This window comes from Pseudomonas sp. H1_F01 (assembly GCF_054681425.1).
The window spans coordinates 1,407,838-1,429,385 of the sequence record NZ_CP162823.1; the positions used below are offsets into that span (position 1 = coordinate 1,407,838).

General features: G+C 60.3%; 22 protein-coding genes and 1 other RNA gene. 17 read left to right on the forward strand and 6 right to left on the reverse strand.

All coding sequences use genetic code 11. From position 1 onward, the window contains the following. Positions 1-135: 135 nt before the first annotated feature. Positions 136-1,032, reverse strand: coding sequence for a GlxA family transcriptional regulator (locus AB4O09_RS06535; protein WP_172681420.1), 897 nt, complete (start codon positions 1,030-1,032; stop codon positions 136-138). A 244-nt stretch (positions 1,033-1,276) separates the two neighbouring features. On the opposite strand from AB4O09_RS06535, the gene AB4O09_RS06540 reads away from it, so the two are divergent. Continuing rightward, positions 1,277-2,413: an acyl-CoA dehydrogenase family protein gene (locus AB4O09_RS06540; protein WP_003205367.1), complete on the forward strand. Its 1,137-nt coding sequence runs from the start codon at positions 1,277-1,279 to the stop codon at positions 2,411-2,413. A 129-nt stretch (positions 2,414-2,542) separates the two neighbouring features. Here the strand turns inward: AB4O09_RS06540 and AB4O09_RS06545 are convergent, their stop codons facing one another. After that, positions 2,543-3,583 (reverse strand): NADP(H)-dependent aldo-keto reductase, encoded by a 1,041-nt coding sequence (locus tag AB4O09_RS06545; protein WP_003205366.1) that lies wholly within the window; start codon positions 3,581-3,583, stop codon positions 2,543-2,545. Between the two features lie 245 nt (positions 3,584-3,828). Between AB4O09_RS06545 and rplM the strand changes: the two genes are divergently transcribed. The 7 genes from rplM to AB4O09_RS06580 all read left to right on the forward strand — a co-directional run bounded on the left by rplM (position 3,829) and on the right by AB4O09_RS06580 (position 8,703). Then, the gene (gene rplM / locus AB4O09_RS06550; RefSeq protein WP_003205365.1) at positions 3,829-4,257 is read left to right on the forward strand and encodes a 50S ribosomal protein L13; all 429 of its coding nucleotides are present in this window, start codon (positions 3,829-3,831) and stop codon (positions 4,255-4,257) included. 14 nt (positions 4,258-4,271) lie between these two features. Further along, positions 4,272-4,664, forward strand: a complete 393-nt coding sequence (gene rpsI, locus AB4O09_RS06555) for a 30S ribosomal protein S9 (protein ID WP_003205364.1) — start codon at positions 4,272-4,274, stop codon at positions 4,662-4,664. Positions 4,665-4,920: 256 nt separating this feature from the next. Next, positions 4,921-5,514 (forward strand): ubiquinol-cytochrome c reductase iron-sulfur subunit, encoded by a 594-nt coding sequence (gene petA / locus AB4O09_RS06560; protein ID WP_003205363.1) that lies wholly within the window; start codon positions 4,921-4,923, stop codon positions 5,512-5,514. Then, positions 5,514-6,725, forward strand: coding sequence for a cytochrome b (locus AB4O09_RS06565; protein ID WP_003205362.1), 1,212 nt, complete (start codon positions 5,514-5,516; stop codon positions 6,723-6,725). The genes petA and AB4O09_RS06565 overlap by 1 nt, the downstream gene beginning before the upstream one ends. Next, entirely contained in the window at positions 6,725-7,507 is a 783-nt protein-coding gene (locus AB4O09_RS06570) for a cytochrome c1 (protein ID WP_003205361.1), read from the forward strand. The genes AB4O09_RS06565 and AB4O09_RS06570 overlap by 1 nt, the downstream gene beginning before the upstream one ends. A 148-nt stretch (positions 7,508-7,655) precedes the next feature. Beyond that, positions 7,656-8,273, forward strand: a complete 618-nt coding sequence (locus AB4O09_RS06575; protein ID WP_003178195.1) for a glutathione S-transferase N-terminal domain-containing protein — start codon at positions 7,656-7,658, stop codon at positions 8,271-8,273. Positions 8,274-8,289: 16 nt separating this feature from the next. Beyond that, positions 8,290-8,703: a ClpXP protease specificity-enhancing factor gene (locus AB4O09_RS06580; RefSeq protein ID WP_003205360.1), complete on the forward strand. Its 414-nt coding sequence runs from the start codon at positions 8,290-8,292 to the stop codon at positions 8,701-8,703. 228 nt (positions 8,704-8,931) lie between these two features. On the opposite strand, the gene AB4O09_RS06585 is transcribed toward AB4O09_RS06580, so the two are convergent. The 4 genes from AB4O09_RS06585 to AB4O09_RS06600 form a co-directional block, all read right to left on the reverse strand. Beyond that, positions 8,932-9,510, reverse strand: coding sequence for a BON domain-containing protein (locus tag AB4O09_RS06585; RefSeq protein ID WP_003178201.1), 579 nt, complete (start codon positions 9,508-9,510; stop codon positions 8,932-8,934). Then, entirely contained in the window at positions 9,507-10,100 is a 594-nt protein-coding gene (locus AB4O09_RS06590; RefSeq protein WP_007928463.1) for a phosphoheptose isomerase, read from the reverse strand. The genes AB4O09_RS06585 and AB4O09_RS06590 overlap by 4 nt, the downstream gene beginning before the upstream one ends. Before the next feature lie 102 nt (positions 10,101-10,202). Continuing rightward, on the reverse strand, positions 10,203-10,565 hold the full coding sequence (locus AB4O09_RS06595) for a YraN family protein (RefSeq protein ID WP_003205358.1): 363 nt from the start codon (positions 10,563-10,565) through the stop codon (positions 10,203-10,205). Then, complete coding sequence (locus AB4O09_RS06600; protein WP_003205357.1) at positions 10,565-12,376, reverse strand: penicillin-binding protein activator; 1,812 nt, start codon at positions 12,374-12,376, stop codon at positions 10,565-10,567. The genes AB4O09_RS06595 and AB4O09_RS06600 overlap by 1 nt, the downstream gene beginning before the upstream one ends. A gap of 191 nt (positions 12,377-12,567) precedes the next feature. Between AB4O09_RS06600 and rsmI the strand changes: the two genes are divergently transcribed. From rsmI to mraY, 9 genes are all read left to right on the forward strand, one after another. Next, positions 12,568-13,473, forward strand: coding sequence for a 16S rRNA (cytidine(1402)-2'-O)-methyltransferase (rsmI, locus tag AB4O09_RS06605; RefSeq protein ID WP_080561008.1), 906 nt, complete (start codon positions 12,568-12,570; stop codon positions 13,471-13,473). 74 nt (positions 13,474-13,547) lie between these two features. Continuing rightward, positions 13,548-13,901: RNase P RNA component class A (rnpB, locus tag AB4O09_RS06610), an RNA gene on the forward strand. Between the two features lie 309 nt (positions 13,902-14,210). Further along, the gene (mraZ, locus tag AB4O09_RS06615; RefSeq protein ID WP_003205355.1) at positions 14,211-14,666 is read left to right on the forward strand and encodes a division/cell wall cluster transcriptional repressor MraZ; all 456 of its coding nucleotides are present in this window, start codon (positions 14,211-14,213) and stop codon (positions 14,664-14,666) included. Further along, positions 14,663-15,610 (forward strand): 16S rRNA (cytosine(1402)-N(4))-methyltransferase RsmH, encoded by a 948-nt coding sequence (gene rsmH / locus AB4O09_RS06620; RefSeq protein ID WP_003205354.1) that lies wholly within the window; start codon positions 14,663-14,665, stop codon positions 15,608-15,610. The genes mraZ and rsmH overlap by 4 nt, the downstream gene beginning before the upstream one ends. After that, positions 15,607-15,900, forward strand: a complete 294-nt coding sequence (ftsL, locus tag AB4O09_RS06625; RefSeq protein ID WP_003205353.1) for a cell division protein FtsL — start codon at positions 15,607-15,609, stop codon at positions 15,898-15,900. The genes rsmH and ftsL overlap by 4 nt, the downstream gene beginning before the upstream one ends. Beyond that, a complete protein-coding gene (locus tag AB4O09_RS06630; protein ID WP_162893922.1) occupies positions 15,900-17,639 on the forward strand; it encodes a peptidoglycan D,D-transpeptidase FtsI family protein in 1,740 nt (579 codons plus the stop codon). Before ftsL ends, AB4O09_RS06630 begins: the two co-directional genes overlap by 1 nt. Then, a complete protein-coding gene (locus AB4O09_RS06635; protein ID WP_003205351.1) occupies positions 17,639-19,102 on the forward strand; it encodes a UDP-N-acetylmuramoyl-L-alanyl-D-glutamate--2,6-diaminopimelate ligase in 1,464 nt (487 codons plus the stop codon). Before AB4O09_RS06630 ends, AB4O09_RS06635 begins: the two co-directional genes overlap by 1 nt. Continuing rightward, positions 19,095-20,462, forward strand: a complete 1,368-nt coding sequence (locus AB4O09_RS06640; RefSeq protein WP_043042279.1) for a UDP-N-acetylmuramoyl-tripeptide--D-alanyl-D-alanine ligase — start codon at positions 19,095-19,097, stop codon at positions 20,460-20,462. Before AB4O09_RS06635 ends, AB4O09_RS06640 begins: the two co-directional genes overlap by 8 nt. Next, entirely contained in the window at positions 20,462-21,544 is a 1,083-nt protein-coding gene (mraY, locus tag AB4O09_RS06645) for a phospho-N-acetylmuramoyl-pentapeptide-transferase (protein WP_003205349.1), read from the forward strand. The genes AB4O09_RS06640 and mraY overlap by 1 nt, the downstream gene beginning before the upstream one ends. Positions 21,545-21,548: the final 4 nt, after the last annotated feature.

Genomic DNA, 21,548 nt, shown 5'->3' on the forward strand with positions numbered 1-21,548 from the left:
GTGCATATTCCCCATCTGAGCCTGTGGGAGCGAGCCTGCTCGCGATGGCGTCGTGTCAGTCAACATCAGTGCTGCTGAACCACCGCCATCGCGAGCAAGCTCGCTCCCACAGTGGATCGTTGCCAAGCCCTCGGGCTACGCCGCCTGCTGGAACTGCTGCCGATACTGGTTCGGCGACAGGTCGGTATGTTGCCGGAACAGCCGGGCGAAAAAGCTCGCGTCGTCGTAGCCGACTTCATAGCTGATGGTCTTGATGCTCTTGCGGCTGCCGGAGAGCAGGCCCTTGGCGGTTTCGATCCGCAGCCGTTGCAGGTAATGCAGCGGTTTGTCGCCAGTGGCGGTCTGGAAGCGGCGCATGAAGTTGCGGATGCTCATGCCATGTTCCCGGGCAACGTCCTCGAAGCGGAATTTATCGGCGAAGTGCTCTTCGAGCCATTGCTGGATCTGCAGGATGATCACGTCCTGGTGCAGTTTCTGCCCGCCGAAGCCGATCCGCCCAGGCGAATAGCTGCGTTGCACCTCATACAGGATGTCCCGCGCCACGGCCTGGGCGACGTTGGCGCCACAGAAGCGTTCGATGAGGTAAATGTAGAGGTCGCAGGCTGAGGTCGTGCCGCCGGCGCAGAACAGGTTGTCGGCGTCGGTCAGGTGCTTGTCCTGGTTCAGGTATACCTGGGGGAAGCGCTCCTTGAAGGCATTGAAGAAACGCCAGTAGGTGGTGGCTTCCTTGCCGTCGAGCAGCCCGGCCTCCGCCAGCCAGAACACCCCGGTGGCTTCGCCGCAGAGTACCGCACCGCGCGCGTGTTGTTCGCGCAGCCAAGGCAGGACCTGGGGATAACGTTGGCAGAGGGTGGCGAAATCGTCCCAGAAGGCCGGCAGGATGATGACATCGGTGTTTTCCAGGCCGCCGTCCACCGGCATGATCACATCGCTGAAGCTGTTCACCGGTTTGCCATCGGGGCTGACCAGCCGGGTTTCAAACGCCGGCGTCAGGCCGTGGCCCAGTTGTTTGCCATAGCGCAGGCTGGCCAGGTGGAAAAAATCCTTGGCTTGCATGAGGGTGGAGGCGAAGACCCGGTCGATTGCCAGGATGCTGACGCGCCGCAAGGGCGTGGAGGCGTGCATAGACATAATTCATCTTTATTTTTATAGGGGAAAGTGGTCAACAGACGGCTGGATCGTCTTATTTTTTGTCGGATGTGTCCAGTGTCCTGTCGTACCCTGCAGGCTTAGGCTCTGTCGGATAACCACGCCCAACAATAACCAAAGGTGCGCCATGATCCCAAGAACACTGTTCAGTCCCGAGCACGAGTTGTTTCGCGACAGCGTACGAACCTTCCTTGAAAAAGAAGCCGTGCCGTACCACAGCCAGTGGGAAAAACAGGGGCATGTCGATCGCCAGCTCTGGAACAAGGCAGGGGAGGCGGGCATGTTGTGCTCGCACCTCCCGGAAGCCTATGGGGGGCTGGACGCAGATTTTCTCTACAGCACGGTGGTGATCGAGGAGATCGGCCGCCTGGGGCTGACAGGGATTGGCTTCTCGCTGCATTCCGACATCGTCGCACCGTACATCCTGCATTACGGCAGCGAAGCGTTGAAACACAAGTACCTGCCGAAGCTGGTGTCTGGCGAAATGGTCACGGCCATCGCCATGACCGAGCCGGGCGCCGGTTCCGACCTGCAAGGGGTGAAGACCACGGCGGTGCTGGACGGCGATGAATATGTCATCAATGGCTCGAAGACCTTCATCACCAACGGCTTCCTGGCAGACCTGGTGATCGTGGTCGCCAAGACCGATCCGAAGGCCGGCGCCAAGGGCACCAGCCTGTTCCTGGTGGAGGCGGGTACGCCGGGCTTTGAAAAGGGCAAGCGCCTGGAAAAAGTCGGCATGAAGGCCCAGGACACGTCGGAACTGTTCTTCCAGGATGTCCGCGTGCCGAAGGAGAACCTGCTCGGGCAGGCCGGCATGGGCTTCGCCTACTTGATGCAGGAGCTGCCCCAGGAGCGCCTGACCGTCGCCATCGGCGGCCTGGCTTCGGCCGAAGCGGCGCTGCAATGGACCCTGGACTACACCCGCGAGCGCAAGGCGTTCGGCAAATCCATCGCAGACTTCCAGAACACCCGTTTCAAGCTCGCGGAAATGGCCACCGAAATCCAGATCGGCCGGGTCTTCGTCGACCGTTGCCTGGAATTGCACCTGCAAGGCAAGCTGGACGTGCCGACGGCGGCGATGGCCAAGTATTGGGGCACCGACCTGCAATGCAAGGTGCTCGACGAGTGCGTGCAGTTGCATGGCGGCTACGGCTTCATGTGGGAATACCCGATTGCCCGGGCGTGGGCGGATGCGCGGGTGCAGCGGATCTATGCCGGGACCAATGAGATCATGAAGGAGATCATTGCGCGGTCGCTTTGATGCAGTGGTGAGCTTGGGTCCGCTATCGCGAGCAAGCTCGCTCCCACAGGGGAGTCGTGTCTGATCGCTATTTTGTGATCAACATCGAACCCCTGTGGGAGCGAGCTTGCTCGCGATGAGGCCTACGGATCAAGGCGCCGGGTTCGGCTGATCCTTGTGAATCGCCTCGATCCCCGCCAGCACTTCATCCGACAGTTTCAGGTCGAAGCTGGCGATATTGCTGTCCAGTTGCTCCAGCGTAGTGGCGCCAATGATGTTGCTGGTCACGAACGGCTGCCGGGTGACGAACGCCAGGGCCATCTGCGCCGGGTCCAGGCCATGTTCGCGGGCCAGGGCCACATAACGGCTGCACGCCGCTTCCGATTGCGGGTTGAAGTAACGCATGAAGCGGCTGTACAGCGTCAGGCGGCCCTTGGCTGGCCGTGCGCCGTTTTCGTATTTGCCCGACAGAAAGCCGAACGCCAGCGGCGAATAAGCCAGCAAGCCGCATTGCTCGCGAATGGCGATTTCCGACAGGCCGATCTCGAAGCTGCGGTTGAGCAGGTTGTACGGGTTCTGGATCGACACCGCCCGCGGCCAGCCACGGGCCTCGGCCAGGGCAAGGAACTTCATGGTGCCCCACGGCGTTTCGTTGGACAGGCCGATATGGCGGATCTTGCCGGCGCGAACCTGTTCGTCCAGGGCTTCGAGGGTTTCCTCCAGCGGGGTGAACGTTTCGTCGGCATTGTGCTGGTAGCCCAGTTGACCAAAGAAGTTGGTGCTGCGCTCCGGCCAATGCAGCTGGTAGAGATCGATCCAGTCGGTCTGCAGGCGCTTGAGGCTGGCGTCCACGGCTTCGACGATGTGGCGGCGGTTGTGCTTGAGGTTCTTGTCGCGAATGTAGTCGATGGTGTTGCCGGGGCCGGCGATCTTGCTCGCCAGGATCCAGTCGGCACGATCGCCGCGACTCTTGAAGTAATTGCCGATGTAGCGCTCGGTGGTGGCGTAGGTTTCGGCCTTGGGTGGCACCGGGTACATCTCGGCGGTGTCGATGAAATTGATGCCGGCAGCCTTGGCGCGTTCGATCTGGGCGAAGGCCTCGGCCTCGCTGTTCTGCTCACCCCAGGTCATGGTTCCGAGGCACAGGGCACTCACGTTCAGGTCGGTACGGCCTAGCGGGCGATAGTCCATCGGGAACTCCTTGGGCAAAACAATCATAAAAGCAGGTTGAAATATTTTTCGCAATCTGCATAATTGCGCACCTCTTTCTGCAGTGGAAGTGATGCGCCGCCGCCGAAGAATCTTGCCGTTGAACGGACGCGCCGACCCGAGCCCCCGAAAGCGTCTGTATCCGGCTGCCTTTGACTTGTCAAAGTACGCACTATTCAGTAAGATCCGCCGTCTAATTTACAGGGCGGCCCCTGAGGCTATAAAGAATGAAAACTTTTACTGCTAAACCGGAAACAGTAAAGCGCGACTGGTTTGTCGTCGACGCTGCTGGTCAGACCCTGGGTCGTCTGGCCACCGAAATCGCGAGCCGTCTGCGTGGCAAGCACAAGCCTGAGTACACCCCTCACGTTGACACCGGTGACTACATCGTCGTGATCAACGCTGAGCAAGTACGTGTTACTGGCGCTAAAACCACTGACAAAATGTACTACTCCCACTCCGGTTTTCCTGGCGGCATCAAGTCGATCAACTTTGAAAAGCTGATCGCCAAAGCCCCTGAGCGCGTGATCGAGACCGCGGTTAAAGGCATGCTGCCTAAAAACCCACTGGGTCGCGACATGTATCGTAAGCTGAAGGTTTATGCGGGCGCTGCTCACCCTCATACTGCTCAGCAGCCCCAAGAACTGAAGTTTTAACGGAATAGTTCATTATGTCGGCGACTCAAAATTACGGCACTGGCCGTCGCAAGACTGCAACCGCACGCGTTTTCCTGCGTCCGGGCACTGGTAACATCTCCATCAACAACCGCTCCCTGGATAACTTCTTCGGCCGCGAAACTGCCCGCATGGTAGTTCGTCAGCCGCTGGAACTGACCGAGACCGTCGAAAAATTCGACATCTACGTCACTGTTATCGGTGGTGGTGTAAGTGGTCAGGCTGGCGCAATCCGCCACGGCATCACTCGCGCCCTGATGGATTACGACGAGACTCTGCGTGGTGCTCTGCGCAAAGCCGGCTTCGTAACTCGCGATGCTCGCGAAGTTGAACGTAAGAAAGTCGGTCTGCGTAAAGCGCGTAAGCGTCCGCAGTACTCGAAGCGTTAATTTCGCTTCCGCTTTCAAAAGGCGCCCAGTTCCTCACGGAGCTGGGCGTTTTTTTATGGGCAAAAGAATTGCTCTGTGACAACTTGCCACATTCGTAGAGCCCCTATACTACAAGGCTTGGCGGTTTGGCCGCTTGGTAATTACCTTGTCAGAATTGGGGCTTTTCATTACCATTCGGCAAAATTTTTATAAGTTCAGATTTTTACTTAGTAGACGCCTGATCTAACAGGCCACAAAGCTGATGGGAGAGGACTGAATGAGCAATGACGGCGTGAATGCAGGCCGGCGTCGCTTCCTGGTAGCAGCCACATCCGTGGTGGGTGCTGCAGGAGCGGTGGGGGCTGCGGTCCCGTTCGTGGGGTCATGGTTTCCCAGTGCCAAGGCGAAAGCCGCAGGTGCACCGGTGAAAGTGAATGTCAGCAAGATCGAGCCAGGCCAGCAGATGATTGCTGAGTGGCGCGGCCAGCCGGTGTTCATCGTCCGCCGTACAGAGGAAATCCTGGGGAATCTGAAGAAGATCGAGGGTCAGTTGTCCGACCCTTCCTCCAAGAACTCGGTCCAACCGGAGTACGTCAATCCTGAAACGCGTTCGATCAAGCCAGAGGTTTTGCTGCTGATCGGGATCTGTACGCACCTGGGTTGCTCGCCAACGTTCCGTCCTGAAGTGGCTCCTGCCGATCTGGGCAAGGACTGGGTCGGTGGTTATTTCTGCCCTTGCCACGGCTCCCACTACGACCTGGCTGGTCGCGTCTACAAGTCGCAGCCTGCACCTCTGAACCTGCCAGTTCCCCCGCATTCCTATGAGACCGACGACATCATTGTCATCGGCGTCGATACGGAGAAAGCGTGATGAGCAAATTCATGGATTGGGTTGATGCGCGCTTTCCCGCGACCAAAATGTGGGAAGACCATCTCAGCAAGTATTACGCTCCGAAGAACTTCAACTTTTTCTACTTCTTTGGCTCCCTGGCACTGCTCGTTCTGGTCAACCAGATCGTTACCGGTGTCTGGCTGACCATGAGCTACACCCCGTCGGCGGAAGAAGCGTTTGCTTCCGTCGAATACATCATGCGCGACGTCGAGTACGGCTCGATCCTGCGTCTGCTGCACTCTACCGGCGCTTCGGCGTTCTTCATCGTGGTCTACCTGCACATGTTCCGTGGCCTGCTCTACGGTTCGTACCAGAAGCCTCGTGAGCTGGTGTGGGTCTTCGGCATGCTGATCTACCTGGCGCTGATGGCCGAGGCCTTCATGGGCTACCTGCTGCCGTGGGGCCAGATGTCCTACTGGGGTGCCCAGGTGATCATCTCGCTGTTCGGTGCGATCCCGGTCATCGGTGACGACCTGACCCAGTGGATTCGTGGTGACTACCTGATCTCGGGCATTACCCTGAACCGCTTCTTCGCCCTGCACGTGGTCGCGCTGCCGATCGTGATCCTCGGCCTGGTGGTGTTGCACATCCTGGCCTTGCACGAAGTTGGCTCGAACAACCCGGATGGCGTGGACATCAAGAAGCACAAGGACGAGAACGGCGTACCGCTGGATGGCATCGCCTTCCACCCGTACTACACCGTGAAAGATATCGTCGGCGTGGTGGTCTTCCTGTTCATCTTCTGCTCCATCGTGTTCTTCTTCCCGGAAATGGGTGGTTACTTCCTCGAGAAGCCGAACTTCGAGCAGGCGAACGCCTTCAAGACCCCTGAGCACATTGCCCCGGTCTGGTACTTCACGCCGTTCTACGCGATTTTGCGGGCGATCCCGGACAAGCTGATGGGCGTTATCGCCATGGGTGCGGCCATCGCAGTGCTGTTTGTCCTGCCTTGGCTGGACCGCAGCCCCGTCAAGTCGATGCGCTACAAAGGCTGGCTGAGCAAGATCTGGCTCGTGGTGTTCTGCATCTCGTTCGTGATCCTGGGCGTGCTGGGCGTATTGGCCCCGACACCGGAGCGTACGTTGCTATCGCAGGTCTGCACCTTCCTGTACTTCGCCTACTTCATTCTGATGCCTTTCTACACCAGGCTCGAGAAGACCAAACCGGTTCCGGAAAGGGTGACTGGCTGATGAAAAAGCTATTTGCTGTACTGATTCTTGCTGCTATGCCTGTACTGTCCTTCGCGGCTGAACACGGTGGTCCAGAGCTGGAAAAAGTCGACATCGACGTTTCCGACAAAGCTGCCATGCAGGACGGCGCACGTACGTTCGCCAACTACTGCATGGGTTGCCACAGTGCCAAGTTCCAGCGCTACGAGCGTGTTGCCGATGACCTGGGCATTCCTCATGAAATGATGCTCGAGAAACTGGTGTTCACCGGTGCCAAACTGGGCGATCACATGACCATTGGCATGCAACCTGCGGACGCCAAGATCTGGTTCGGCGCCGCGCCGCCAGACCTGACCCTGGTGGCGCGTGTGCGTGGTACTGACTGGCTCTACGGTTACCTGCGTTCGTTCTACGAAGATCCTGCGCGTCCATGGGGCGTGAACAACAAGGTCTTCCCGAACGTCGGCATGCCTAACGTACTGGTCGGCCTCCAAGGGCGCCAGGTGGTAGGCTGCAAACAGGTTCAGATCGTTGAGGGCGGTAAAAAGCAATTCGATCCGCTGACCGGCACCGCTTTGACTCATGAAGCCTGCGACCAGCTGACTGTATTGCCGAACACCGGCAGCCTGACTCCGGAGCAGTTCGACGAGAAGGTCAAGAACCTTGTGACCTTCCTGGCCTACTCGGCCAACCCGGTGAAGCTGGAGCATCAGCGCATCGGTACCTATGTATTGCTGTACCTGGCGTTCTTCTTCGTATTCGCTTACCTGCTCAAGCGTGAATACTGGAAAGACGTGCATTGATAAAGCTGTAAGCCGTTGCTGTTAATCGTGCGCGCCCAAGGGCGTCTCTAATGTAACGAGCCTGGCCAGCCAGGTGTTACGGGAGATGCCCTCTGGGCGCGCTCGTTTTTCCGTTTTTCGATAATTTCAACAAGCGAGGAGGATCGCCATGGGCGTGACCAATCGGTTGGCCTGTTACTCCGACCCCGCCGACCACTATTCCCACCGGGTACGCATCGTACTGGCAGAGAAGGGTGTCAGCGCCGAGATCATTTACGTCGAAGCGGGCCGTCAGCCGCCGAAGCTGATCGAGGTGAACCCTTATGGCAGCCTGCCCACACTGGTCGATCGTGACCTGGCGTTGTGGGAGTCGACCGTGGTGATGGAATATCTGGATGAGCGTTATCCGCATCCACCTTTACTGCCGGTGTACCCTGTCGCGCGGGCCAACAGCCGTTTGCTGATCCATCGCATCCAGCGTGACTGGTGCGGGTTGGTGGATCTGATCCTGGATTCTCGGACCAAGGAGCCGGCGCGGGTCGTGGCACGCAAGGAATTGCGTGAAAGCCTGACTGGCGTATCGCCGCTATTCGTCGATAAGCCGTTTTTCCTCAGTGAGGAACAAAGTCTGGTGGATTGCTGCCTATTGCCCATACTCTGGCGTTTGCCGATTCTGGGTATCGAACTGCCGCGGCCTGCCAAGCCGCTGCTTGATTATATGGAGCGCCAATTCGCGCGTGAGGCTTTCCAGGCGAGTCTGTCTGGCGTCGAACGTGACATGCGCTAAGGCTTAGGGAGCCGCTATGAACTCCAGTCGACCTTATCTGGTCCGCGCGCTCTACGAGTGGATTGTGGACAACGATTGCACCCCGCACATGCTGGTCAACGCCGAGTTTCCGTCGGTGCAGGTGCCGCAGGGTTTTGCCAATGACGGGCAAATTGTCTTGAACGTGTCGCCAGCCGCTGTGCGTCACTTGCATATGGATAACGACGCCGTCAGCTTCGAAGGGCGCTTCGGTGGCGTGCCGCACACTTTGTACGTGCCTATTGCTGCGATCCTGGGGATTTATGCTCGGGAGAATGGCCAGGGCATGGTGTTTGAGCTGGAAGCGCCGCTTGATGGCGAAGAAGAGTTCGAGCCGGATGATGACCTGCCGCCACCGGATGACGAGCCGCCGCGTCCTAGCGGGCGGCCGAGTCTGAAAGTGGTGAAGTAGGTAGATATGTGCCAGATACAGGCTGTTTGAAAGCTTGGTGACCTGGTTAAGAAAATGCCCGTATCGTGAGATGTGGGCATTTTTTTTGTGTCATGGTTGGTGTGTATATCCGTTTCTGCGGTAACGGATATACACACCAACCAACCAACCAACCAACCAAAACGAAGCGATAAAAAAACGGCGCCTTCCTTTCCAGGAAAAAGCGCCGTTCTTGTACCTGCATTTATATCAGTCAATGTACTCAAACAACTTGACGATTTTCTGCACCCCGGACACACCCTGCACCAGATTGGTCGCCTGCGCAGCCTCTTTCTTGGTCAACAACCCCAGCAAATAGACAATGCCATTCTCAGTCACAACCTTGATACGCGAGCCGGGAATGCTGGCGTCGGTGAGCATCTGGGTCTTGATCTTGGTGGTCAGCCAGGCGTCGTTCTGGCGCGCCAGCAGCGAGGAGGGTTGCAGGACCTGCAGTTCGTTATGCACGGTCTTGACCCGTTGCACGGCGCTGGCTTCCTGTTCGGCCTTGGCCTTGAGGTCGGCGCGTGGGGTCTGGCCGGCCAGCAGTACGACGCCGTTGAAGCTGGTGACGACGATGTGCGAGTTGTTGTCCAGGTCCGGGTCGGCCTTGGCAATGTTCACGCCGACCTTGGTTTCAATCAGGGAGTCGTCGATCTTGCTGCCGAAGGTGCGGGTGCCGCGATCGTCTTCAATCGGCTTTTCCCGGCTGGCGTTAACCACCGATGTGCAGCCGCTGATGCCGAGGCACAGGGTCAGGGCCAGAAGGCCTAGGCGATTAGGGGTCATTCTTCACTCCCGAACAGTTGGCTGTCGATCAAGTCGCAAAGACAGTGGATCGCCAGCAGGTGGACTTCCTGGATACGTGCGGTGACATTGGCCGGTACGCGGATCTCGACGTCTTCTGGCAATAGCAGGGACGCCATGCCGCCGCCGTCACGACCGGTCAATGCTACGACAATCATTTCGCGATCATGTGCGGCCTGGATCGCTTGAATAATATTGGCCGAGTTACCGCTGGTGGAAATCGCCAGCAGCACATCGCCGGGTTGGCCCAGGGCGCGGATCTGTTTGGAGAATACTTCGTTGTAGCTGTAGTCGTTGGCGATCGAGGTGATCGTCGAGCTGTCTGTGGTCAGGGCGATCGCCGGCAGGCTCGGGCGCTCGCGTTCGAAGCGGTTGAGCAGTTCCGAAGAGAAGTGCTGGGCGTCGCCGGCCGAGCCGCCATTGCCGCACGAAAGCATCTTGCCCTCGTTGAGCAGGGCGTTGACCATCACTTGGCTGGCTTGCTCGATGTGCGGTGCAAGTACGTCCATCGCCTGTTGCTTGGTGTCGATACTGGCCTGAAAAAGCTGGCGAATTCGCGATTGCATGTCCATCTGTGTGACCTTAAGTAGCGCGGCTTATCGGCACAAACATGTGCGGCGCGCAAAGCAAAGAGCAAAAAAGTTAGGTGAAGGTGTCCGGCTCGGCATGGGCGCTCAACTGTCGAAGGCGTTCTGCAGCCAGTTCAACTGGGCGGCGTTGCTGTCGATGGCAACCACGTCGAAGCGGCAGGGATGATCGGCCCAGCGAGGCTCGCGTTGCAGAAAATACTGCGCGGCGAAAACCAGCTTCTGGCGCTTGCGCTCGTCAATGCTGTCGAGCGCGCCACCCCATTGAGTATTTTTTCTGTAGCGGACTTCGACGAATACTACTGTATCGCCGTCAAGCATGACCAGATCAAGCTCGCCGCGTTTGCACAACCAGTTCTGCGCCACCAGCCGCAGGCCTTGTTGCTGGAGATGCGCGAGGGCTTGGCCCTCGGCATCCCGTCCGCTTTGCTGGCGTGATCGGTCGGGCATCAGCGCTGGGTATCCGGCAGGCGCTGCACCTGGCCATTGACGAACTCGGCCCAAGGCAGTTGACGCTGTACGCGCTGGGTTGGAGACACTGCCAGGCTGCCCGACAGGCCTTCGATGCGGCTGTCCGGCAACGTCTTGAGCTGGCCCAGGCGTGGTGCCAGGCGATAGGCGTCTACACCCATCGCGTACAACCGGCCCAGGCTGCTACCCGCCTGTGGCCACTGTGCGGTGACCTGCTTGCGCAGCGGGTCATTGGCGTCGAGCAGCCAAGGGGTTTCGCAGAAGCGGATACCGCTCATGTCGTTGTACTGGTTCTGGTCGCCGCTGGCGCTGAACACTGAAGACGTCGCGTAGACCGGCACATCACCCGCGTACTGGAAGTTCAGGGTCGGCTTGATCTGCTGGGCCTGTTGCGGCGTCGAGGCCAGGAAGATGAACTCGATGTCCTGGCGACGGGACGGCTGGGCCGCGACCGTGGTGCCGACGGTGCTTTGCAGGCTCTTGGCGCGACCTTCGCTCTGGCGCAGTTGGAACATGTCGGCGATCTGCTGGGCCAGTTGCACCGGCTGGTCGACCCGTTCGATTGCGATGATGGTGCCGCCATTGGCCTGCCAGTCCTGGCTGAAGGCTTTCAGGACGCGATCACCCCATTCACCCTTCGGTACCATGGCGGCGGCGCGATGCAGGCCATCGGCGCGGGCGCGCCGGGAGACTTCGCGGGCTTCATCCTCGGGGGCCAGGCCGAACTGGAACAGTTGCGGTGGCCCTTGTTCGCCTTCGCTGTAGTTCAGCGCCAGGGTGGTGATCGGCAGTTGCGGGCGGGTGCTGATCTGCTTGACCAGGGGTTTTTCCAGCGGTCCGACTACCAGTTGCACGCCGTCGGCCTGGGCCTTGCGATAGAACTCGTCCATGGAGGTCAGGCTGGAGCTGTCATAGAACTGGATGCTTGGCGGCTTCTGACCGGCCTGCTGGGCCTGGTAGTGCGCGGCCATGAAGCCCTCACGCAAGGCCTTGGCAACCGCAGCCAACTGGCCATTCTGTGGCAGCAGCAGGGCGATCTTGCTCAGCGGCTGGCTCGCCAGCTCCTTGAGCTTGACCAGGGGTGTCGGCAGTTGCAGGGCGGCAGGGTGCTTCGGGTTCTGTTCGCGCCAGTGGTCGATGGCCGCCTGCTGTTGTTCCAGGGTGCCGGCGGTCTTGACGGCCTGGGCCAGGCTCAGCCAGCCGCCAAGGTCGTCGTTGGAGCTTGGCTGCAACTGGTCGGTGGGCAGCGAGGCGATCAACGACCAGATGGCTTCGTGGTTTTTTGCCGCAGCGTCGTTTTCCAACAGGGGCGCGATGAAAATGCGCTCCTTGGCGGCGGCCAGGGTCTGGCCATCGGCCTCCAGGGCGCGGGCGCGGACGGTACCGGTGCGAACCTGTTGCTCCACCGGCATTTCGCTCAGGTGTTGCAGGCTTGGGTGGCTCAGGGCGGTCAGTGCCGCCTTGGGCTGGTTGCGGGTCATCGCCAGTTCAGCCGACAGCGTGCTGGCGAAAATCTGCTGGCCGGGCTTGAGTTGTTCCATCGGCACTTGTTGCAGGATCTGTGCGGACTGGCCGGCATTGCCCTGACGGTAGGCCAGGTCGGCAGCGCTCAGGCGCAGCAGGGCGGCTTTTTCCGGATTTTTGCTTTGAGTGGCCTGTTCGAGCAACTGCTCGATACTGGCATCCGGGGTGCGTGGAAGTTCGCCAAGGCTGGACGAGGGCGAGCTGGCGCAAGCCGCCAGGAGGGCAGCGAGGCAGAGGGCGGAGAGCAGCCGCAGGCAAGCGATCATGTAAGTGTTCCTGATACGAGATCAAATTAGCGTCGAATTGTACCCAAGCACTGGCCGGGGCGCGATGTTAGTGGTGTGAATCGATCAATTTAGGTATTTCAAAGAGTGCGGGGCAACACAAAAGGCCGTCAGAGCGTCCTGCACTGTCGTCGCTCAAGGACGAACAGCCGAGACCGCCGCTACACGCTACAATGGCGGTTTTTACCGATCATGAGGTATGTGTCTTGACTGCTCCAGGTGCTTTGAATTCCGCTGCCGGCTCGCTTTATGTGGTGGCGACGCCCATCGGCAACCTGGACGATATCAGTGCCCGGGCGCTGAAAATCCTGCAGGAAGTTGCTTTGATCGCAGCCGAAGACACGCGTCACTCCCAGCGCCTGCTGCAGCATTTCGGCATTTCCACGCCGTTGGCGGCCTGTCATGAACACAATGAACGGGATGAAGGCAGTCGTTTCATTACCCGGCTGCTGGCGGGCGATAACGTCGCGCTGATTTCCGATGCCGGTACGCCACTGATTTCCGACCCTGGCTATCATCTGGTGCGCCAGGCCCGGGCGGCGGGCATCAGCGTGGTGCCGGTGCCAGGGGCTTGTGCATTGATCGCAGCGCTGTCGGCGGCGGGTCTGCCGTCGGACCGTTTCATCTTCGAGGGTTTCCTGCCGGCCAAGGCGGTGGGGCGACGGGCGCGCCTGGAGGCTATAAAGGAAGAACCACGCACGCTGATCTTCTATGAGGCGCCGCACCGCATTCTGGAATGCCTGCAAGACATGGAGCTGGTGTTCGGCGCCGAGCGCCCGGCGTTGCTGGCTCGTGAGTTGACCAAGACCTTCGAAACCCTCAAGGGGTTGCCGTTGGCAGAGCTGCGGGCGTTTGTCGAAAGCGACAGCAACCAGCAGCGCGGCGAGTGTGTCGTGCTGGTGGCCGGGTGGACAGCCCCGGAAAGTGAAGACGCTGTCAGCAGCGAAGCGATGCGCATCCTGAACCTGCTACTCGAAGAAATGCCGCTCAAGCGTGCTGCGGCCCTTGCGGCGCAGATCACTGGCGAGCGCAAGAATGTGCTGTACCAGGTCGCACTGGAAAAACAGAAGGATCAGTGAAAGCGGGACGCAGGGCTGGCCCAAGGCTTTTAGCGCTTGTTCTTCAAGCGCTCTACCGTTAACCTTCGCGGCGGAGAGTCGATCGGACAGTCGCTGCCCTCTATGAGAATTAGGGGGGGGAGGAAAGTCCGGGCTCCATAGGGCGAAGTGCCAGGTAATGCCTGGGAGGCGTGAGCCTACGGAAAGTGCCACAGAAAATAACCGCCTAAGCGCTTCGGCGCCGGTAAGGGTGAAAAGGTGCGGTAAGAGCGCACCGCACGTCTGGCAACAGTTCGTGGCTAGGTAAACCCCACTTGGAGCAAGACCAAATAGGGTCCCAAGGCGTGGCCCGCGCTGGGACCGGGTAGGTTGCTAAAGATGTCCAGTGATGGCCATCGTAGACGAATGACTGTTCAAGACAGAACCCGGCTTACAGATCGACTCTCCACCTTTTTCCCTCCCTGCCGGAATCACTGGCAGACGCAGTTCCTAATACCAAAAAAATCTTACTCTTAATAAATCACTTTAACTTGTGCGCGCAGCTTCCTGTGCTCATTCGGGTTGAGGCGAAAATTCCTACGTCAGATTCTTGTTACCCCTCCTGAAACGCTCCTAAATCTCCGATCTATAAGGCTTTTCCTTCAATCCGCGCCTTGACGGTGCGGTGGGCGCATTCCTATAGTGTGCGCAAGTGGCGGAAAGTGGCATGAAGTGGGTTTTTTTGAAGGTAAAACGCCAAAAAGTGGAGAAACGCAGACGTGTTTCGCGGAGCTAACGCTATCAGTCTCGATGCAAAAGGCCGTCTCGCCATGCCGAGCCGGTATCGTGACGAGCTCGTTTCGCGAAGTTCGGGGCAGTTAATCGTCACGATCGACGCCGTTGACCCATGTTTGTGTGTTTACCCTCTTGATGAGTGGGAAATCATCGAAACCAAATTGCGCGCACTGCCTTCGTTGCGTGAAGAAAATCGCCGTCTGCAACGCTTGCTGATCGGTAATGCCGTCGACCTCGAACTCGATGGCAGCGGTCGTTTCCTGGTTCCACCGCGCCTGCGCGAGTACGCCAAGCTGGACAAGCGCGCGATGCTGGTGGGCCAACTGAACAAGTTCCAGCTGTGGGACGAAGATGCCTGGAATGCGGTTTCTGCCGCTGACCTCGCTGCTATTCAACAACCGGGCGCCATGCCTGATGAACTGCGTGATTTGATCCTGTGACTATTGATAGCGGCTTTAACCACATCACCGTACTGCTTGACGAAGCCGTCGAGGCTCTCGCCGTACGTCCTGATGGCTGCTATCTGGACGGTACGTTCGGGCGTGGCGGACACAGCCGGTTGATTCTCAGCAAGCTCGGTCCGGGTGGTCGGTTGCTGGGGTTCGACAAGGATCCTCAAGCGATTGCCACCGGGCAAGCGCTGGCGGCCGAAGACGGCCGCTTTGTCATTGTGCAACGCAGCTTTGCCGAGCTGGCTTCGGAAGTCGCCGAGCGTGGCCTGGCCGGCAAGGTCAGTGGCGTGCTGCTCGACCTGGGCGTGTCTTCGCCGCAGTTGGACGACCCGGAGCGCGGCTTCAGTTTCCTCAATGACGGCCCGCTGGACATGCGCATGGACCCGTCCCGTGGCATCAGCGCCGCCGAATTCGTCAACACTGCTCCGGTGGAAGAAATCGCTCGCGTCTTCAAGGAATACGGTGAAGAGCGTTTCTCCGGCCGTATGGCCCGTGCCGTGGTCGAGCGGCGCGACATCAAGCCATTTGAGCGCACCGGCGACCTGGCCGAGGTGCTGAAAGTTGCCAATCCGGCTTGGGAAAAGGGCAAGAACCCGGCGACCCGTGCGTTCCAGGGCTTGCGCATCCACGTCAATAACGAGCTGGGCGATCTGGAAGTCGGTCTCGAAGCGGCGCTTGAAGCGCTGGAGATTGGCGGTCGGCTGGTGGTGATCAGCTTCCATTCCCTGGAAGACCGCATCGTCAAGCTGTTCATGCGCAAACTCACCAAGGGCGAAGCCGATAACCTGCCGCGCAACCTGCCGGTGCGTTTCGAAGCCTTCGTGCCAAAAATCAAAATCCATGGCAAGGCGCAGTTCGCCTCCGAGGCTGAACTCAAGGCCAACCCACGTGCCCGTAGCGCCGTCATGCGTGTCGCGGAGAAGTTGCGGTGAGCAAGCTCTTCGCCAAGCCACTGCCCGGCGGCAGCTTTTTCATGCTGCTGCTGTTTATCGGCGTGCTCGTGTCGGCCATCGGCGTGTCCTATAGCGCGCACTGGAACCGGCAGCTTCTCAATTCCCTTTACAACGAGCTGAGCGTGCGCGACAAGGCGCAGGCCGAATGGGGCCGGTTGATCCTGGAGCAGAGCACCTGGACCGCCCATAGCCGTATCGAAGTATTGGCCACCGAGCAGCTGAAAATGCGCATTCCCGGCGCCGCCGAAGTGCAGATGGTGGCGCCATGATGAAACTCGAAGGGGCGCTGTTCCCGTGGCGGTTTCGTCTGGTCCTGGGTTTGCTCGGGATCATGGTGGCGGCGATTTCGTGGCGCATCATCGACCTGCAGGTCGTCGACCGTGATTTCCTCAAGGGTCAGGGCGATGCGCGCAGTGTCCGGCATATTCCGATCCCGGCTCACCGAGGCTTGATCACCGACCGCAATGGCGAACCCCTGGCCGTGAGCACCCCGGTGACCACCTTGTGGGCCAACGCCAAGGAGATGCAGCTGGCCAAGGAAAAATGGCCGGCACTGGCCGCGGCCCTCGGGCAGGATCCCAAGGCCCTGGCCGAGCGCCTCGAAGCCCAGGCCAACAAGGAATTCATTTATCTGGTGCGCGGCCTGACGCCCGAGCAGGGCCAGAGCGTGCTCGACCTGAAAGTACCCGGTGTCTACGGCATTGAAGAGTTCCGGCGTTTCTACCCGGCTGGTGAAGTCACGGCCCACATGGTCGGGTTTACCGACATCGATGACCGAGGGCGCGAAGGTGTCGAACTGGCCTATGACGAATGGCTCGCCGGGGTCGCCGGTAAGCGCCAGGTCATCAAGGACCGGCGCGGCAGGCTGATCAAGGATGTCCAAGTCACCAAAAACGCCAAGGCCGGCAAGCCCTTGGCGTTGTCCATTGATCTGCGCCTGCAATACCTGGCCAACCGTGAGCTGCGCAATGCCATCGTCGAGAACGGTGCCAAGGCCGGCAGCCTGGTGATCATGGACGTGAAGACCGGCGAGATCCTGGCGATGGTCAACCAGCCGACCTACAACCCGAACAACCGTCGCAACCTGCAACCGGCGATGATGCGCAACCGCGCGATGATCGACGTGTTCGAGCCCGGTTCGACCATGAAAGCCGTGTCCATGGCCGCCGCCCTGGAAACCGGGCGCTGGAAACCGAGCGACACCGTCGAGGTGTACCCGGGCACCCTGCAGATCGGCAAGTACACCATCCGCGACGTGTCCAAGACCGAAGGCCCGGTGCTCGACCTGACCGGCATCCTGATCAACTCCAGTAACGTGGGCATGAGCAAGATCGCCTTCGATATCGGCGGTGAGACGATTTATCGCCTGGCCCAGAAAATCGGCCTCGGCCAGGACACCGGCCTGGGCTTCCCGGGCGAGCGTGTCGGCAACCTGCCGAACTACCGTGACTGGCGCAAGGCTGAAACCGCCACGTTGTCCTATGGCTATGGTGTTTCCGTGACGGCGATCCAACTGGTCCACGCGTTCTCTGCGCTGGCCAACAATGGCCGTATCGCCCCGCTGACCCTGATCAAGACCGACAAGGCGCCGCAGACCACCCAAGTGATCCCGGAGAACGTCGCCAAGACCATGCAGGGCATGCTGCAACAGGTGATCGAGGCGCCGCGCGGTGTCTATCGCGCCCAGGTGCCGGCCTATCACGTGGCAGGCAAATCGGGTACGGCCCGTAAGACCTCCGTGGGCACCAAAGGCTACGCCGAGAACTCCTACCGTTCGCTGTTTGCCGGCTTCGGCCCGATGAGCGACCCGCGCTATGCCATCGTCGTGGTCATCGATGAACCGAGCAAGGCAGGCTACTTCGGTGGCCTGGTTTCGGCGCCAGTGTTCAGCAAAGTGATGTCCGGCACCCTGCGCCTGATGAACATTACCCCGGATAACCTGCCGCCGACCCAGCAGGCCAATACCGCACCGGTCGTTCCCTTGAAAGCCGAAGGAGGGCGTGGCTGATGTCCCTGAGCCTGAACAAGATTTTTGCCCACGCCGGTCACGATCTGCTGATTCGTGAGCTGGCCCTGGACAGCCGCAATGTCCGCGCCGGGGATTTGTTCCTGGCGGTGCCGGGTGCCCGTTTCGATGGTCGCGACCATATTGCCGATGCCCTGAAGCGTGGCGCGGCTGCCGTGGCTTATGAAGTGCAAGGCGCGACAGTGCTGCCGATCACCGACGTTCCGCTGATTCCGGTCAAGGGCCTGGCGGCGCAGCTGTCGGACATCGCCGGGCGATTCTATGGCGACCCGAGCCGTCACCTGAACCTGGTGGGCGTGACCGGCACCAACGGCAAGACCAGCGTGACCCAACTGGTGGCCCAGGCCCTCGACCTGCTCGGCCAGCATTGCGGCATTGTCGGGACCCTGGGCAACGGCTTCCATGGCGCGCTGGAAAGCGGACTGCACACCACGCCGAACCCGATTGCCGTGCAAGCGACCCTGGCGGACCTGAAAAAGGCTGGTGCCAAGGCCGTTGCGATGGAAGTCTCTTCCCATGGTTTGGACCAGGGCCGTGTGACCGCGCTGGCGTTCGATGTCGCGGTGTTGACCAACCTGTCCCGGGATCACCTGGATTATCACGGCACCATGCAGGCCTACGGTGAAGCCAAGGCCAAGCTGTTTGCCTGGAATGACCTGAAGTGCCGGGTCATCAACCTCGATGACGAATTCGGTCGGCAACTGGCTGCCGAAAAGCGCGAGTCGCGGTTGATCACCTACAGCCTGGAAGATGCCGGCGCCTATCTTTATGTACGCCAGGCGCAATTCAATGACGAAGGCGTGCGCGCCACCTTGGTCACGCCCCAGGGCGAGCACCATTTGCGCAGCACCTTGCTCGGCCGTTTCAACCTGAGCAACGTATTGGCGGCCATCGGTGCCTTGCTCGGCCTGGACTACGCGCTGGACGAAATTCTCAAGGTCTTGCCGAAGCTCGAGGGCCCGGCCGGTCGCATGCAGCGTTTGGGCGGTGGGACTCAACCACTGGTGGTGGTCGATTACGCCCATACCCCCGACGCGTTGGAAAAAGTTCTCACGGCCCTGCGTCCTCACGCCAAGGGCAAGTTGCTGTGCCTGTTCGGCTGCGGTGGCGATCGTGATCGCGGCAAGCGTCCGCTGATGGCCGAGGTGGTGGAGCGGCTGGCAGACGGCGTGCTGGTCACCGACGACAACCCTCGTACCGAAGACCCGCAGCGGATTTTCGACGACATCCGCGCCGGTTTTATGGCTGTGGATAACGTCACCTTCGTGGCTGGTCGCGGCCAGGCTATTGCCCAGTTGATCGCCAGTGCCTCGGCGGACGATGTCATCGTCCTGGCCGGCAAGGGTCATGAGGACTATCAGGAAATCAACGGCGAACGCCATGCTTTCTCCGACCTGGTGGAAGCCGATCATGCCCTGACCGCGTGGGAGGTGGCCCATGCTTAAGGCCCTGAAGCTCAGCGAACTGACCAGCGCCCTGAATGCGCGCCTCATCGCCGCGGACGCCACGTTCGACGGCGTCAGCATCGACAGTCGGGCGATCGCGCCGGGGCAATTGTTCGTCGCCCTGGCTGGGCCGCGCTTCGATGGTCACGATTACTTGAACGAGGTCGCCGCCAAAGGTGCGGTCGCGGCCCTGGTCGAGCGCGAAGTGACCAACAGCACGCTGCCGCAATTGCTCGTCAACGACACCCGCCAGGCCCTGGGCCAGCTCGGTGCGCTGAACCGCGCGGCATATGGCAACCCGGTCGCAGCCATCACCGGCTCCAGCGGCAAGACCACGGTCAAGGAAATGCTGGCCAGCGTTCTGCGCACCCGTGGTCCGGTGCTGGCGACTCGCGGCAACCTGAACAATGACCTTGGGGTGCCGCTGACCCTGCTGGAGCTGGCGCCGGAACACAGCGCCGCGGTCATCGAACTGGGCGCTTCGCGGCTCGGCGAGATTGCCTACACCGTGGGCATGACCAAGCCTCATGTGGCGGTGCTCAACAATGCCGGGACTGCTCACGTCGGTGAGTTCGGCGGCCCGGAAAAAATCGTCGAGGCCAAGGGCGAGATCATCGAGGGGCTGGATGCCGATGGTGTCGCGGTGCTGAATCTCGACGACAAGGCCTTCGAAATCTGGAAGACCCGGGCGGGCGAGCGCAAGGTGCTGACCTTTGCCCTGAGCAACCTCGCCGCGAATTTCTACGCCAGCGACCTGGACCGCGATGCTCGCGGTTGCCCGGCCTTCAACCTGCACAGCCCGGATGGCGCCGAGCGGGTGCAGTTGAACCTGCTTGGCACCCATAACGTTGCCAACGCCCTGGCCGCGGCAGCGGCTGCCCATGCGCTGGGCGTGTCGCTGCCGGGCATCGTCGCCGGGTTGAACGCCGTGCAGCCGGTCAAGGGGCGCAGTGTTGCGCAACTGGCCAGCAACGGTATGCGCGTGATCGACGACACCTATAACGCCAATCCGTCGTCCATGTGCGCGGCCGTGGATATCCTCGCCGGTTTCTCCGGCCGTACCGTATTGGTGCTGGGGGATATCGGTGAGCTGGGCGAGTGGGCGCAACAGGGGCATCACGATGTCGGTGCCTATGCGCGCGGCAAGGTCGACGCGCTTTATGCGGTCGGTCCGATGATGGCCCATGCGGTCGCCGCGTTTGGCGAGCACGCACGGCATTTCACCACTCAGGCCGAACTGATCCAGGCCCTGGGCGCCGAGCAGGATCCGAACACCACCTTATTGATCAAGGGCTCACGCAGCGCAGCGATGGAAAACATCGTCGCGGCGCTGTGCGGTGCCTCCACGGAGAAACATTAATGCTGCTGCTGCTAGCGGAGTACCTGCAACAGTTCCACAAAGGCTTCGCGGTCTTCCAGTACCTGACCCTGCGCGGGATCCTGGGTGTGCTGACCGCGCTGTCGTTGTCGCTGTTCCTGGGCCCGTGGATGATCCGCACCCTGCAGAATCTGCAAATCGGCCAGTCGGTACGTAACGACGGCCCGCAATCACACCTGTCCAAATCCGGCACCCCGACCATGGGCGGCGCGCTGATCCTGTCGTCCATCGGCATCAGCACCTTGCTCTGGGCCGACCTGGCGAACCGGTATGTCTGGGTCGTGCTGCTGGTGACCTTGCTCTTTGGCGCCATCGGCTGGGTCGACGATTACCGCAAGGTCATCGAGAAGAACTCCCGTGGGCTGCCAAGTCGCTGGAAGTATTTCTGGCAGTCGGTGTTCGGCCTCGGCGCGGCGATCTTCCTTTATATGACCGCCGCCTCGCCGGTGGAGACCACCCTGATCCTGCCGATGCTCAAGGACTACAGCATCCCGCTGGGTGCAGGTTTCATCGTGCTGACCTACCTGGTGATCGTCGGTTCGAGCAACGCGGTCAACCTCACCGACGGCCTCGATGGCCTGGCGATCATGCCCACGGTCATGGTCGGCGGCGCCCTGGGGATCTTTTGCTACCTGTCGGGTAACGTGAAATTCGCCGAATACCTGTTGATCCCCTATGTGCCAGGGGCGGGCGAGCTGATCGTGTTCTGCGGAGCGCTGATCGGTGCCGGCCTGGGGTTCCTGTGGTTCAACACCTACCCGGCGCAAGTCTTCATGGGCGACGTCGGCGCGTTGGCGCTGGGCGCGGCCCTGGGCACCATCGCCGTCATCGTTCGCCAGGAAATCGTCCTGTTCATCATGGGCGGTGTGTTCGTGATGGAGACCCTGTCAGTCGTCATTCAGGTTGCCTCCTTTAAATTGACCGGCCGCCGCGTATTCCGCATGGCGCCGATCCACCACCACTTTGAACTCAAGGGCTGGCCCGAGCCGCGCGTGATCGTCCGTTTCTGGATCATCACCGTGATTCTGGTGCTGATCGGCCTTGCCACCCTGAAGCTGAGGTAGAACG